This window comes from Sphingomonas sp. Root720 (assembly GCF_001428605.1).
Classification (GTDB): domain Bacteria; phylum Pseudomonadota; class Alphaproteobacteria; order Sphingomonadales; family Sphingomonadaceae; genus Rhizorhabdus.
In genome coordinates, this window is the sequence record NZ_LMID01000013.1 from 179793 (window position 1) to 193477 (window position 13685).

The 13685-nt window shown below is 67.1% G+C and carries 14 protein-coding genes and 1 tRNA gene; 4 read left to right on the top strand and 11 right to left on the bottom strand.

Translation table 11 applies throughout. The features are described from left to right. Positions 1 to 75: 75 nt before the first annotated feature. Complete coding sequence (locus ASE22_RS18275) at positions 76 to 1341, bottom strand: dicarboxylate/amino acid:cation symporter (protein ID WP_056363063.1); 1266 nt, start codon at positions 1339 to 1341, stop codon at positions 76 to 78. Positions 1342 to 1423: 82 nt separating this feature from the next. On the opposite strand from ASE22_RS18275, the gene ASE22_RS18280 reads away from it, so the two are divergent. From ASE22_RS18280 to ASE22_RS18295, 4 genes are all read left to right on the top strand, one after another. Continuing rightward, complete coding sequence (locus ASE22_RS18280; protein ID WP_056364088.1) at positions 1424 to 1867, top strand: response regulator; 444 nt, start codon at positions 1424 to 1426, stop codon at positions 1865 to 1867. 70 nt (positions 1868 to 1937) lie between these two features. Further along, positions 1938 to 2564: a hypothetical protein gene (locus ASE22_RS26880; RefSeq protein WP_156397134.1), complete on the top strand. Its 627-nt coding sequence runs from the start codon at positions 1938 to 1940 to the stop codon at positions 2562 to 2564. Further along, positions 2564 to 3043 (top strand): hypothetical protein, encoded by a 480-nt coding sequence (locus ASE22_RS18290; protein ID WP_200933089.1) that lies wholly within the window; start codon positions 2564 to 2566, stop codon positions 3041 to 3043. The genes ASE22_RS26880 and ASE22_RS18290 overlap by 1 nt, the downstream gene beginning before the upstream one ends. After that, on the top strand, positions 3040 to 4380 hold the full coding sequence (locus ASE22_RS18295) for an AmpG family muropeptide MFS transporter (protein ID WP_056363069.1): 1341 nt from the start codon (positions 3040 to 3042) through the stop codon (positions 4378 to 4380). The genes ASE22_RS18290 and ASE22_RS18295 overlap by 4 nt, the downstream gene beginning before the upstream one ends. A gap of 245 nt (positions 4381 to 4625) precedes the next feature. On the opposite strand, the gene cysK is transcribed toward ASE22_RS18295, so the two are convergent. The 10 genes from cysK to ASE22_RS18345 all read right to left on the bottom strand — a co-directional run bounded on the left by cysK (position 4626) and on the right by ASE22_RS18345 (position 13677). Continuing rightward, positions 4626 to 5543 (bottom strand): cysteine synthase A, encoded by a 918-nt coding sequence (gene cysK, locus ASE22_RS18300; RefSeq protein WP_056363072.1) that lies wholly within the window; start codon positions 5541 to 5543, stop codon positions 4626 to 4628. Continuing rightward, the gene (locus ASE22_RS18305) at positions 5540 to 6829 is read right to left on the bottom strand and encodes an MFS transporter (protein ID WP_056363075.1); all 1290 of its coding nucleotides are present in this window, start codon (positions 6827 to 6829) and stop codon (positions 5540 to 5542) included. Before ASE22_RS18305 ends, cysK begins: the two co-directional genes overlap by 4 nt. A gap of 90 nt (positions 6830 to 6919) precedes the next feature. After that, positions 6920 to 9199 carry an ATP-dependent helicase gene (locus tag ASE22_RS18310; RefSeq protein WP_056363078.1) on the bottom strand — a complete coding sequence of 760 codons (2280 nt, stop codon included), beginning with the start codon at positions 9197 to 9199 and terminating at the stop codon, positions 6920 to 6922. 129 nt (positions 9200 to 9328) lie between these two features. Next, complete coding sequence (locus tag ASE22_RS18315) at positions 9329 to 9496, bottom strand: Flp family type IVb pilin (protein WP_029549160.1); 168 nt, start codon at positions 9494 to 9496, stop codon at positions 9329 to 9331. Positions 9497 to 9864: 368 nt separating this feature from the next. Then, positions 9865 to 9940, bottom strand: a tRNA-Lys gene (locus ASE22_RS18320). 37 nt (positions 9941 to 9977) lie between these two features. Next, a complete protein-coding gene (gene folK / locus ASE22_RS18325; protein WP_056363080.1) occupies positions 9978 to 10472 on the bottom strand; it encodes a 2-amino-4-hydroxy-6-hydroxymethyldihydropteridine diphosphokinase in 495 nt (164 codons plus the stop codon). Between the two features lie 33 nt (positions 10473 to 10505). Further along, the gene (locus tag ASE22_RS18330; RefSeq protein WP_056363082.1) at positions 10506 to 11339 is read right to left on the bottom strand and encodes a hypothetical protein; all 834 of its coding nucleotides are present in this window, start codon (positions 11337 to 11339) and stop codon (positions 10506 to 10508) included. Continuing rightward, on the bottom strand, positions 11339 to 11713 hold the full coding sequence (locus ASE22_RS18335) for a hypothetical protein (RefSeq protein WP_056363086.1): 375 nt from the start codon (positions 11711 to 11713) through the stop codon (positions 11339 to 11341). The genes ASE22_RS18330 and ASE22_RS18335 overlap by 1 nt, the downstream gene beginning before the upstream one ends. After that, positions 11710 to 12186, bottom strand: a complete 477-nt coding sequence (locus ASE22_RS18340) for a hypothetical protein (protein WP_056363090.1) — start codon at positions 12184 to 12186, stop codon at positions 11710 to 11712. The genes ASE22_RS18335 and ASE22_RS18340 overlap by 4 nt, the downstream gene beginning before the upstream one ends. A gap of 21 nt (positions 12187 to 12207) precedes the next feature. Then, the gene (locus ASE22_RS18345; RefSeq protein ID WP_056363095.1) at positions 12208 to 13677 is read right to left on the bottom strand and encodes a tetratricopeptide repeat protein; all 1470 of its coding nucleotides are present in this window, start codon (positions 13675 to 13677) and stop codon (positions 12208 to 12210) included. Positions 13678 to 13685: the final 8 nt, after the last annotated feature.

Below are 13685 nucleotides of genomic sequence, written 5' to 3' on the forward strand. Positions count from 1 at the left end.
CGACGAGGTCCGGAGGAGAAAGGGAGATCCCGGCTTTCGCCGGGATGACGGTTGGAGTAGCGCCCCGCGCCCCGCTCAGGGCGCGTGGGGCGGCTCCATCTCGGATGGCTCGATCACGTCCAGCCTGCCCTCCTCCCATTTCGCGACGATCACGCTGGCCACGGCGTTGCCGACGACGTTGGTGGCCGAACGCCCCATGTCGAGGAAATGGTCGACCGCGAGGATCAGCAGCAGGCCCGCTTCGGGAATGTCGAAGAAGGCCAGCGTCGACGATATGATCACCAGGCTGGCGCGCGGCACCCCGGCGATGCCCTTCGACGTGATCATCAGGATCAGCAGCATCGTCACCTGATGCCCGAAGCTCAGCTCGATGCCATAGGCCTGCGCGATGAACATCGTCGCGAAGGTGCAGTAGATCATCGAACCGTCGAGGTTGAACGAATAGCCGAGCGGCAGCACGAAGCTGGCGATGCGCGGCGGCACCCCGAACCGGTCGAGCGCCTCCAGCGTGCGCGGGAAGGCCGCTTCCGACGACGCGGTGCTGAAGGCGAGCAGGATCGGCTCGCGGATGTAGCGGATCAGCAGCTTCGATCGCCCGCCGACGATCAGATAGCAGAGCGTGAGCAGCACCACCCAGAGCAGGATCATCGACAGGTAGAAGCTGCCCATGAACTTGCCGAAGCTGATCAGGATGCCGGGCCCCTGCTCGGCCAGCGCGGTGGTGACTGCGGCGAACACCGCGAAGGGGGCGAAGCGCATCACATAGTCGGTGATCTGCAGCATCACCTGCACAAGCGCCTCGATGCCGCGCACCAGCGGCGCCGCGCGCTCGCCGACCGCGGTGATCGCGACGCCGGTGAAGACCGAGAACACGACGATCTGCAGGATCTCGTTGTTCGCCATCGATTCGAAGAAGCTCTTCGGCACGAGATGGGTGATGAACTGCTTCAGCGAGAATTCGGCCTGCGACACCCCGGCCGACGCGCCTTCGGGCGGCAGCACCAGATCGGCGCCGACGCCCGGCTGGAGCAGGTTGACCATGATCAGGCCGAGGGTCAGCGACAGCAGGCTGGCGGTCAGGAACCAGGCGATCGACCGGAAGCCGACCCGCCCGAGCGCCGCCGTGTCGCCCATATGCGCGATGCCGGTGACGAGGGTCGCGAACACCAGCGGCGCGATGATCATCTTGATCAGCCGCAGGAACAGATCGGTAAGGATCGAAACATGTTCGGTGACGTTGGACAGGGTGGCGGGATCGGTGATCGTCCGGTTCAGCGTGATACCCACGATGATGCCGAGGATCATCGCCGCGAGGATGTAGTAGGTGAGGCGCTTGGCCACGGGCGTCTCCGCAAAGAATGTCACCCGTGGTCGGGCGAAAGCCCCGCCGGGTCAAGTGCCGGCCGCCGGCGAGGGAGACGAGATGCTGTTCGGTCGCAATGAGTCCAGGCTGAAGAACCTCCTGATCGTCGAGGACGAGCCGCTCATCGCCTTCGACAACGAGCATTTCCTTGAGACCCTCGGTTACGCCGTGGTCGCGACGCTGGACAACGCCCCGGAGGCCCTCGCGCTGTTGCCGGCGGGCGGGATCGACCTGATCCTGGCCGACGTGCGGCTCAACGAGAGCAGCGGCCGCGACGTGGCGGTCGCTGCCAGGCAGGCGGGCATCCCCGTCCTGTTCGTCACCGCGACCTGCCCGGTCGACGCCCCGAAGATCGCGATCGGCTGCCTCGCCAAGCCCTATACGCAGAAGGAACTCCGCCAGGCGATCGAGGCGGTCGAGGCGCATCTGGACGGGGCGAAGCCGCGGCGCCTGCCGCGCGGGCTGACATTATATGACATTGACGGAGCCGGTTCCGCCGGCTAATGTTCCCTTTTTGTTCTTGACAATCTGATGCCAATTCGCTACTCCTCGACCTGAAGACGAGGAGAGTTGAATGTCCAAGCGAGCACTGCCGCCGTCGATCCCCGATTTTCGGATTCGAAATATGAACCCGGCTCTCGGTTTCGCGCAGCAAGGCAGTCCTCGGCCTGGTTCACTGACGCCGCCTCAAATTAAGCGGATCGTGAAGGACTTCCGGCAACGACAGGCCGCCAGGGCCGCAGCTGACAGACTTGTCCCCAAGACCAAAATCTCCGACATCGCAGGCAAGCTTTATGCGGCTCCATTCACATTGGCGGGCAGTGTGGCGGGAATGGCCAATGTCGCCCTGGCGAGAGCGGCGGGCGACAAACGCGCGGGCATTTCCATGCGTGACAACGGCATCCAGTTCGAGAGCGGCTATTTCGGTGACAAGGGCCGCGCTTTTACGTTGGGAAACGCCGTTCTTCATGGTCCGGGAAGCCGCCCCGGCGATCTTAACAATCGGTATGATGGCGCCCCCACGGCTGCGACCACGGCCGAACATGAAAGCGGCCACACCTATCAGTATCAAAATCCGACCTTCGTGCCTGGCTATCTCCTCCATCTCGTGCATGAGGCGTTGACCGGCACGCCGAATCCCTATGAACGGGAGGCAGATGATTTCAGCGAATGGAAACATCGCCAAAAGGGCGGCGGCTGATGAAATACCTGCTCTCCGTCGGTCTTCCGCTATTGCTGACGGGCTGTGACGCGCTTCCGGTAGTGATACCCAACGACACAAGCGAAATCGTGGAGATAGATATCCACGGTCGGCGCTTTCCCACCCCCGTGGAACTCGAGAAGATACAGCCAGGTCTCAATTTTGGTAATCGGTACTGCTGGAAGGACAACGATGCCATTCTCTTGGCTACCAAGAGCCAGCCTGATCCCATCGCCCTCGATCCAAAGGACTTTTGCGATCCGGATGACTGCGACTGCGAGATCCCGGTCAGCAGACTCGTAAAGCAAATGACGCCGAGCTTCGTGCTGAAACGCCAGCGCGAGACATGCATGGGAAGAGGCCCCGTCCTGCAACCCGAGAACCGGGCAGCGCTTTGCGAGGCCTATGTGACACGCTCCACAGGCAATAAACCGACGGCTCTTTTTTCCTGGGAAGCCGACGCTATGCTGCGCCGATGAACGACATATCGGGGGCGGACGGCACGGCCGTCGAAAGCAGGGGCATCATCGGGGCGATCCGGCCCTATACCGAGCCGGCGCCGCTCGCCGCGCTGTTCCTGGGGATGAGTTCGGGCTTTCCCTACGCGATGATCGGCGCGACGCTGACGACGCGGCTCGCGCAGGACGGGATCGACAAGAAGGCGGTGACCGCCTTCACCCTCGCCTTCCTCGTCTACAACCTCAAATTCCTCTGGGCCTGGGTCGTCGACGGCGTGCGGCTGCCGGTGATCGGCCGGCTCGGCCAGCGGGTTTCCTGGATGCTGGTGATCGGCGTGCTGGTGATCGCCTCGGTCGTCCATCTCGGCCTGGTCGATCCCAAGGCCAGCCTGATGCAGACGGCGGTGGCGGCGATCATGGTCGGGGCGGCGGGCGCCACCTTCGACATCATCATCGACGCCTATCGGATCGAGCTGCTCGAGGCCCGGCAGCTGGGCGTCGGCGCGGGCATGTCGCAATATGGCTGGCGGATCGGATCGACCGCCGCCGGTGCGCTCGCGCTCATCCTCGCCGATCGGATGGGCTGGAACATCGCCTATATGGCCTGCGCCGCCTTCGCCCTGCCCGCGATGGTCGCCGCGCTGATCATGGGCGAGCCCGCCCGCCACCGCGAGCCGACCAGCCGCCGCACCCGCAGCGAGATGCTCGCATCGATCGTCGGCCCGCTGGCCGAGTTCTTCCGGCGGCGCGGGGCGATGCTCGTGCTGCTGTTCATCCTGCTCCACAAGATCGGCGACACGCTGGCCAACCTCACCTTCCGGCTGCTGTTCGACAGCCTGGGCTACACCAATGACGAGATCGCGATCTACGATATCGGCTTCGGCTTCTGGGCCTATCTGATCGGCATCTTCATCGGCGGCATGCTCTATTCGCGGCTGGGGATGAAGCGGTCGGTGCTGTTCAGCCTGGTGCTGATGGGGGTGTCGAACCTCAGCTTCGCCGGGCTGGCGGCGAGCGGCCACAGCAACTGGGCGATGGCCGGCGCGATCGGGTTCGAGAATATCGCCAGCGGCATCGGCGGCGTCTGCGTCGTCGCCTATTTCTCCGCGCTGTGCGACCTGCGCTTCACCGCCGCCCAATATGCGCTGATCTCCGCCGCCGCGAGCATCGTCGGCCGGGTGCTGACCGGCACCACCGCGGGCGCGATGCTCGAGGGCATCGGCTATGTGAACTTCTACCTGCTCACCACCGTCGCCGCGCTGCCCGGCATCATCCTGTTCTGGCTGATGATGCGCGCCGGGCTGATCGACCAGTCGATCGGCAGCGCGGGGGAGGAGGAAACACCCTCCGAACGATGATCGTCATGCCAGCGCAGGCGGGACCTTTGCGTAACCCGTCATCCCGGCGGAGGCCGGGATCTCCGGAGAGAGGAGACGAGCGCGAGGCAGGAGCCGCCCCAGATGCCAGCCAGCGCGGGGCCTTTGCGTAAGAGCCCATCTCCATTCTCGTCATCGTCATCCCGGCGAAAGCCGGGATCTCTCTGCCTTTCCGCCTTCGGGAAGAAAGACGCCAGCGCTGGCATGACGTCATCGGTGAAGGTCGATCACTCCGGCAGGAAATCCGGGACCGACAAATAGCGCTCGCCGGTGTCGTAGTTGAAGCCCAGCACGCGCTTGCCGACGAACTCCGGCAGCTTCTGCGCGATCGCCGCGAGGGTCGCGCCCGAGCTGATGCCGACGAGGACACCCTCCTCGCGCGCCGAGCGGCGGGCATAATCCTTGGCGTCGGCGGGATCGACCTGGACCACCCCGTCGAGCAGCTGGGTGTGGAGGTTGGCGGGGACGAAGCCGGCGCCGATGCCCTGGATCGGGTGCGGGCCGGGCTGGCCCCCCGAGATGACCGGCGACAGGGTCGGCTCGACCGCGAAGACCTTGAGGTTCGGCCAGCGCGGCTTGAGCACCTGCGCGACGCCGGTGATATGGCCGCCGGTGCCGACCCCGGTGACGATCAGGTCGATCGGGCTATCCTGGAAATCGGCGTAGATCTCCTCGGCAGTGGTCCGCACATGGACGTCGATGTTCGCGGCATTCTCGAACTGCTGCGGGATCCACGCGCCCGGGGTCTGCGCCTGCAGCTCCAGCGCGCGTTCGATCGCGCCCTTCATGCCCTTCTCGCGCGGAGTAAGGTCGAAGGTCGCGCCATAAGCGAGCATCAGCCGGCGCCGTTCGATCGACATGCTTTCCGGCATGACGAGCACGAGCTTGTAGCCCTTCACCGCGGCGACGAGCGCGAGGCCGATGCCGGTGTTGCCGCTGGTCGGCTCGATGATCGTGCCGCCGGGCTTGAGCTTGCCCGAGCGCTCGGCATCCTCGATCATCGCCAGGGCGATGCGGTCCTTGATCGATCCGCCGGGGTTGCCGCGTTCCGACTTGATCCAGACCTCGGCGTCGCCGAACAGGCGATTGACGCGGACGTGCGGCGTAGCGCCGATCGTCTCCAGTATCGATGCGTATTTGGTCATGCTGTCTTCTCCTGACCTGGCACATTCTCGAACGATGTAGGCGGATCGAAGGTCCTCGCCCGCAATATTTCCGGAAAGAGCTTCGCCCACAAGACGGCGACCATGATCGTGCCGATCCCGCCCGCGACCACCGCCGTGACGGGGCCGACCAGCGCGGCGAGGAAACCGGACTCGGCCTCGCCCAGCTCGTTCGATCCCGAGATGAACAGGGTCGAGACCGCCCCCACCCGCCCGCGCATCTCGTCGGGGGTGTAGAGCTGGATCAGCGTCTGGCGGACATAGACCGAGACCATGTCGGCGGCGCCGAGCAGCGCGAGGCAGACCAGCGAGATCAGCAACGGCTCGGGCAACCGGTAGGAAATGCCGAAGACGATCGTCGCCGCGCCGAACACCGCGACCGCGACGAGCAGCTTGAAGCCGACATTGCTATGGAGCGGCCAGCGGCTGAGGCCGATCGCGACGGCCGCGGCGCCGATCGCGGGCGCCGCGCGGAGATGGCCGAGCCCCGACGATCCGACATGGAGGATGTCGCGCGCATAGATGGGCAGCATCGCCGTAGCGCCGCCGAGCAGCACCGCGAACAGGTCGAGCGAGATCGCGCCGAGCACCAGCCGGTTGCGCCTGAGGTAGGAAATCCCCTCCAGCATCTGCGCCCAGGGATTGCGCGACCCGACGATCGCGGTGCGCGGCACCGGCCCGATCGTCATCAGCATCACGGTCGAGAAGGCGAGCAGGACCGCGGCCACCGCATAGGAGAGCGGCGCGTAGATGGCGTAGAGATAGCCGCCGAGCGGCGGGCCGGCGATCGCCCCGACCTGCCAGGCGAAGGAGCTGACCGCGATGGCGGCGGGCAGGATCTGCTTCGGTACCAGATTGGGCGCCAGCGCCTGGAGCGCAGGCCCGGCGAAAGCGCGCGCGACGCCCAGCAGCGCCGCGATCACGAACAGCGCCGGCAGGTTGATGACGTGCAGCCATGTCATCAGCGCCAGCGCGGCGGCACAGAGCATCTCCAGCGCGGCGGTGCTCCGCGCGATCCAGCGCCGGTCGACCCGGTCGGCGGCGAGCCCGGTCACCAGCGTCAGCAGCATCAGCGGCAGGAACTGGACCAGTCCGATCAGGCCGAGCTGCAAGGCCGCCTCGCGCGGGGACATGGTCCGCCGGGCGACGTCGTAGACCTGCCAGCCGATGACCACGACCATGCCGTTGAGCGCGAGGGTCGAGGAGAAGCGGGCGAGCCAGTAGGACCGGTAGGCTGGAATGGAAAGAGGATGCTGGGTCTTCGCCATGGGTTTTCTCTAGGCGTTCGGCCGTGCTTCCCGCAACCGTCGATCAAAGACCGGGATCTATAATTCTACTATGTTAGTAGAAATAACTTCTCAGGGCAGGCTGACGAAGCTGTCGAGGACGCGCTTGCGGCCGGCATGCTCGAAGTCGATCTCCAGCTTGTTGCCCTCGATCTCGACGACCGCGCCATAGCCGAACTTGGTGTGGAAGACGCGCTGGCCGAGCGCGATGTCCTTGCGCGGCGGCTGGGCGAAGCTGACCGCCGAGGCACGCGCCTCGACCACCCGCGATCCGGTCTGCGGCGTGCCGAGCCCACCTGCGGCGGTCGCGCGCTGCCAGCCGGGTCCCCGGCCCTGCGACCGCCCGACATGCGCGAAGGGATCGGCATGCTCGGACCATTGCGCGCGCCACAGCGATTCGCCGCCCGACATCGTCGTCTCGGTCTCGACATGCTGCTGCGGCAGCTCGGCGACGAAGCGCGACGGGATCGACGAGGTCCATTGCCCGTAGATGCGGCGATTGGCGGCGTGGATGATCGTGCAGCGCCGCCGCGCGCGGGTGATCGCGACATAGCCGAGCCGCCGTTCCTCCTCGAGGCTGGCGAGCCCGCCCTCGTCGAGCGAGCGCTGCGACGGGAAGACCCCTTCCTCCCAGCCGGGCAGGAAGACGGTGCCGAACTCCAATCCCTTGGCGGCATGGATCGTCATCACCGTGACCTTCGGCGTGTCCGCCTCGGCGTCATTGTCCATGACCAAGCTGACATGTTCGAGGAAATCGCCCAGCGATTCATAGTCCTCCATGGCGCGGGCAAGCTCGTTGAGGTTTTCGAGCCGCCCCTCGGCCTCGGTCGACTTCTCGTTCTGGAGCATCGCGACATAGCCCGATTCCTCCAGCACCTGCCGGGTCAGTTCGGGATGCGACAGCTGCGACAGCAGGTCGCGCCAGCGGGCGATGTCGCCGACGAGGTTGCCGAGCGCGCGGCGTGCCTGCGGGGTCAGCTCGTCGGTGCCCAGGATGCGCGCCGCGGCCAGGGTCATCGGGATGCCCTCGATTCGCGCGAGCTGGTGGATCTTCGCCACCGCCTTGTCGCCCAAGCCACGCTTGGGGGTGTTGATGATCCGCTCGAACGCAAGGTCGTCGGCCGGCTGGCCGATCACCCGCAGATAGGCGAGCGCGTCACGGATCTCGGCGCGCTCGTAGAAGCGGAAGCCGCCGACGATGCGGTACGGCATGCCGATCGCGATGAAGCGGTCCTCGAACTCGCGGGTCTGGAACTGGGCACGGACGAGGATCGCGACATCGTCGAGCCTGCCGCCGCCGCGCTCATGCGCCTCGATCTCGTCGCCGACCCGGCGCGCCTCCTCGGGCCCGTCCCAGACGCCGACGATCCGGACCTTGTCGCCCTCCGCCTCCTCGGTCCACAGCGTCTTGCCCAGCCGTCCGCCATTATGGTCGATCAGCCCGCTCGCCGCCGCGAGGATGTGCGGGGTCGAGCGGTAATTCTGTTCGAGCCGGATCACCGCCGCGCCGGGGAAGTCGCGCTCGAAGCGCAGGATGTTCGCCACCTCGGCGCCGCGCCACGAATAGATCGACTGGTCGTCGTCGCCGACGCAGCAGATGTTCTTGCGCTCCTGCGCGATCAGGCGGAGCCAGAGATATTGGGAGCTGTTGGTGTCCTGATATTCGTCGACCATCACATAGCGGAAGCGCTGCTGATAATCGGCCAGCACGTCGCGGTGCGTCTTCAGGATCACCAGCATGTGCAGCAGCAGGTCGCCGAAGTCGCAGGCGTTCACCGCGCGCAGCCGATCCTGATATTGCTGGTACAGCTCCCCGCCCCGGCCGTTGGCGAACTGCTCGGCCTCGCCCGCGTCGATCTCCGCCGGGGTCAGGCCGCGATTCTTCCAGCGGTCGATCAGCCCGGCGAGCTGCCGCGCGGGCCAACGCTTCTCGTCGAGGTCGGCGGCGGCGAGCAGCTGCTTGAGCAGGCGGAGCTGGTCGTCGGTGTCCAGGATGGTGAAGCTGGGGGTGAGGCCGACCAGTTCGGCATGGCGCCGCAACATCCGCGCCGCGACAGAATGGAAGGTGCCGAGCCAGGGCATCCCCTCGACCGCCTGGCCGAGCAACCGGCCGACCCGCTCGCGCATCTCGCGCGCGGCCTTGTTGGTGAAGGTGACGGCCAGGATTTCCGAGGGCCAGGCCCGCCGCGTCGCGACGAGGTGCGCGAGCCGCGCGGTCAGCGCCGCCGTCTTGCCGGTGCCGGCACCCGCAAGGACGAGAACCGGCCCTTCGGTGGTGAGGACCGCTTCGCGCTGCGGCGGATTGAGGCCGCGCAGATAGGCGGGTTCGGGGACGGGGCTATCGTGAGTCACCCGTGAACAGTTAGGGAACGGCACGCGCCGGGGCAAGGCCGGATGGCGACGCGCCATGGTCCCAGGACGTAAAGACCCCGGCCGGGGACACACCGGCCGGGGCAGCGGAAGCGGGGGATGCGAAGGCTCTTACGAGGCCTTCATATTATTGCTGACATTGTTGAACGTCGTGGAAAGCTGGTTGCCCAGCGCCGTCATGGCGGTGATCGCCGCGACCGCGATAAGCGCCGCGATCAGGCCATATTCGATGGCGGTCGCGCCACGGCTGTCGCGAAGGAGCTTCGTGAACTTGTGCATTCGGACCATCCTTTTGTCGTCCCTACGACTTTGGTCTAGCCGTTGCCGACTTAAGGTCCGGTAACCCGCCAAGGTTAAGGCGGCGAAAACCACATATTGGCCGCTCGCCGTGCAGAGCCCTGCATGAACTTCGACTAAAATCGAATGGATCGATCATTAAGGCGCCCGCTGATCGATTGAGCCGAGAAAGGCGGCGCGGTAGGAGCGGGCAAGTTACGCAAAGGGTTGCAAATAATGGTCGAACGCCTTCCTGCCCACGCCTATCTCGTCGCCGCAGTGATCGGCGCGGGCGCTCTCTGGCTCATCGCGAGCCAGGTCATGAGCCTTTTCATTTCCTGAAGACCGGAGTCGCCGGCTCGGGCGGCGTCTGGTGGGTCCGCCGGGATTCGAACCCGGGACCTCTCGATTAAAAGTCGCTTGCTCTACCAACTGAGCTACGGACCCACCGACCGCGCTTCCCTATTGGGCGCGGCTGCCGTGGTCAACCCGCCCCGCGGAGAAGCCTGGCGCGCGCATGGCGCACAGTCCTCGCGCCGCGACCGACCCGCCATCCCGGCGCGATCGCCAGCAAGGGCCTGAGCACGAAATCGCGCAGCTCGAGCGATCGATGCGGCACCGTCAGCCGCCCCTTCCCCCGGAGCGGCCAATGCCCTTCCGACCAGAGCAATATATCGAGATCGAGGACGCGCGCCCCCCAGCGGCGCCCCCGGCGCCGGCCGAACGCCGCCTCCAGCCCCTTGAGGCGGGCGAGCAGCGCCGGCGGCTCGAGTGCGGTCTCGACGATGATCGCCGCATTGGCGAAGCTGCGCCCCGCCGGGCCCAAGGCCGGCGTGGCGATGACCGGCGACCGGCCGACGAGGCGGATGCCGGCCCGGTCGAGCGCCGCCATCGCCGCCCGCACCACCGCCGCCGGCGCGCCGTGCCGGCCGTGGCGCCGGTTCGATCCGATTCCGATCGCGTAGAAATAGGGCCGCATGCGATCCGCCTATAGCGGGGGATCGGTACGCGACTAGCCCCAGTTCGCCACCAGCGCCTGCATCACCTCGGCGGCTACGCGCGCGCCGACCTGCTCGACGCCCGGCGGCAAGGGCCGTTCGCGCTGATAGCCGTTCGGCCCAGCCACCCAGCGACCCGGCCCGCCCGACGGCGGGACGCCCTGGGTGACGACCGTCGCCAGCAGGGTGCCGCTGCGGATATCCTTGACGTCGACCCGGAAGGTATAGCCGCTCGGCGCACCGCCGTCGGGGGTCTGCAGCACCTCGACCAGCAGGTCGGCCTTGCCGATCAGCGCCGACATCTCGACCGACTGGGCATCGCCGCGATTGACGCCCTTGCCGAGCGCGGTCGATCTCATGATCAGGGTACGGTCGATCAGCCGGGCGCCACCGGCGAGCATCGTGCGGTTGAAGCCCTGCGCGGCCTTCCAGTCGGCCCGTTCGGGCAGCCCCTCCATCCGCGCGCCGTCCGCGGCGGTCGCGGTTCGGCCCGAGCGGAGTTCGGCCTCGACGCCGCGCCCGGCGACGGTGGTCGACCCGTCGTCATAATAGGTCTTGTCGACCACCCGCCCGTCGGCGAGCGTGAAGCGCGACCATTGCTCATATGTGGTCGACAGCGAATCGGTGAGCTGGCGGTTCCAGAACACGACCATGCGCGGGCTCTTCCTGCGCGCATAGGCCGAGCGGAAGGCGCTGGCGGTCGCCGCTTCGCTCTGCGCCGCGGCGTTCCCGCGCGGCGGCGCGCGCAGCACCTCGGGCAGGTCGTCCCGATATTGCTGCGCGACGGCGGCGCTCCCCGCCACCAGCATCGCGGCGATCGCCCCCGCGAACCCGGCCCGCTTGCCCATCACATGTCCCCCCATGGCGAAAAGCCGTCATCGCCGAAATCGGCATCGGCGTCGGCATAGTCCGCATCCTCGTCGAGCCAGCCGTCGTCCGCCGCCGCCATGCCGACCAGCGCCCGCGCCGCGCAGGCGCTTATCCGGTCCAGGCCGACGACGGGGACATGGCGGTCCCGCGACCAGCCCTGCATCACCGGCGGCGTATCGCGCCACAGGCCCGGCGCCGCACCATAGGCCGCCGGCGGGGGCGCGGCGGCCAGCAGCGGCTGCACCGGACGAATCGCGCGCGGCGGCGGCACGTCTTGCCCGGCCTGCGCCTGGACGGCGGCGAGACCCGCGGCCAGCGCGATCGAGACACGGATCATGGCGGCCCCGATCATGGCTGCGAGGTCCGCACTTCGACCAGATAATATTTGACCTCGTCGCGGCCGATCGAAAGCCCGCGATAGACCCCGGTGGCCTTGGGCGCGAGGATCACCTTCTTCCAATAGGTCGAATCCTCGGTCGGCACCTGGTTCTCGTCCATGAAGGAGGAGCGCGCGTCGAGCTCGACCGTCTTCTTCGTGCAATTGACGAAGCGGGTTATCACCTCGACCGAATTGGTGTCGGTCCGCCGGGCGAACATCCCTTCGACGACGACCCGGTTGGCCAGCTTCTTGTCGGTCATCTGGACCGCGTTCAGGTCGATCGGCGTCATCGCCGACGGCACGTTGGCGACCAGCGCCGGGCCGCCTGCGGACAATGAGCGCTTGGCATCGCCCATATCGCATTTGACCGGGCGGTTCTCGCGCGCCTGGGACGGGGCGGCGAGCAGCGCCCCGGCGGCGATCGCGGCGAGCAGATATGTCCTCATCAACCGTCTCCCATCGAGCAACTAGCGCAGCTTCGCGCGAAAGGCCTCGTCCTTGGCCCAGGCATTCTTGTCCTTCTTGCGCGCCAGCGCGATCTTTGCGTTGTTGCCCGGCGCCTCCGGCGGCAGGCTCTCGACGCTGCGCGACCGGGCCCAGGCGATACCGCACTTCCCCGCGCTGGCGGCCATGGGCCGGGTGCCGGCCAGCTCGATCCCGCCGTCGTCGTGGCGATAGGTCACGCTGACTGGCGGCATGCTCCAGCCGGCCGACGCCGAAGCCGAAGCCGAAGCCTTGGACGCGGCCTTCTTCTTGCCCTTGCCGGCGGGTGCCGGCGCGGCGGCGCCCCAGCGGGTGGTGCCGACCAGGATGGTGGAGGGCAGGCCGTCCCACATGCGGGTGTCGGCGGTCGGCCGTACCGATTTGGAGAACATGCTCAGCGCCGCGCCGATTCCCTGGGCGTAGAGCGCATTGCCGCCCATCTGCTGCGCGAAGCTGGTGCCGACGGCGGTCGCGAGCGTGCTGGTGGTCTCCAGCCCAGCCTTGAACTGGGCCTTGCCGTCGAGGATGCCGTCGATCGCGCGGCCGCCGCGGGTGGAGGCCTGGGTATAGATGTCGGCGGCCGGGACCAGCGGCCAGGCGCGCGTCGTCTTGCCGCTGCCGAGCGTCACGATCGCGCCATTCTCCGGCAGGACCGGGCCGGGCCGGAAGACCAGCTTCTCCTGATACTGGCCGTCGGTCGCCTTCACCGGGCCGGCGCCGAGCTCGGTCAGCACCAGCAGATTGTCGTTCGGGCCAGGCGCCTTGAGCCTGGCATCGATCTTCGCCGCCTGCTCGAAGGTCTCGGCCGCCTGGCTGCCATCGCCCGCGCAGTGCGACGCCCAGCCCTGCAGATAGGTCAGCAGCGCGAAGTCCGACTGGAAACTCTCCTCGCCCGACACCGTATCCTGATATTCGGCCGCCTTGAACGAGGCGCGGGCGTTGTCGTAGTCGCCCTTCCGCAGGTAGAGCAGGCCGCGATAATAATAGGCCATCGCCCGCTCATAGGGCTCGCCCTTGAAGTCCTTGTTGACCTCGAGCCGGGTCGCCGAGGTCGCCTTCTCGGCCTGCTTGTCCTTGTTGTAGAAGGCCTCGATCCGGTCGAGCGCGCCGTCGAACGCCTTTTCGGCGTCGCCATAATAGCCGAGTTCCATCGACAGCAGGCCGAGCCGCTCATAATTGAGAACGGCGTTATGCTCGCCGTCATAATAGAGGACGCGATAATAGCCGCGCAGCTTCTCCTCGCGGGTCTGGGCGAAGGCCTCGACCTCGTCGGGATAGGGGCCGGGGCCATATTGCGCCTTCCAGGCGGCGACCTGCTTGGCGCGGGCCTTGGCCGCGGCCTTCGCGGCGGCGGGATCGACGGGCACGGCCACATCCTGCGCCAGGACGGCGGAGGCGAGCGACAGCAGCGAGAGAGCGGCGATTCCGGTCGCCAGCCGATGGATAGTCTTCATCGATCCGA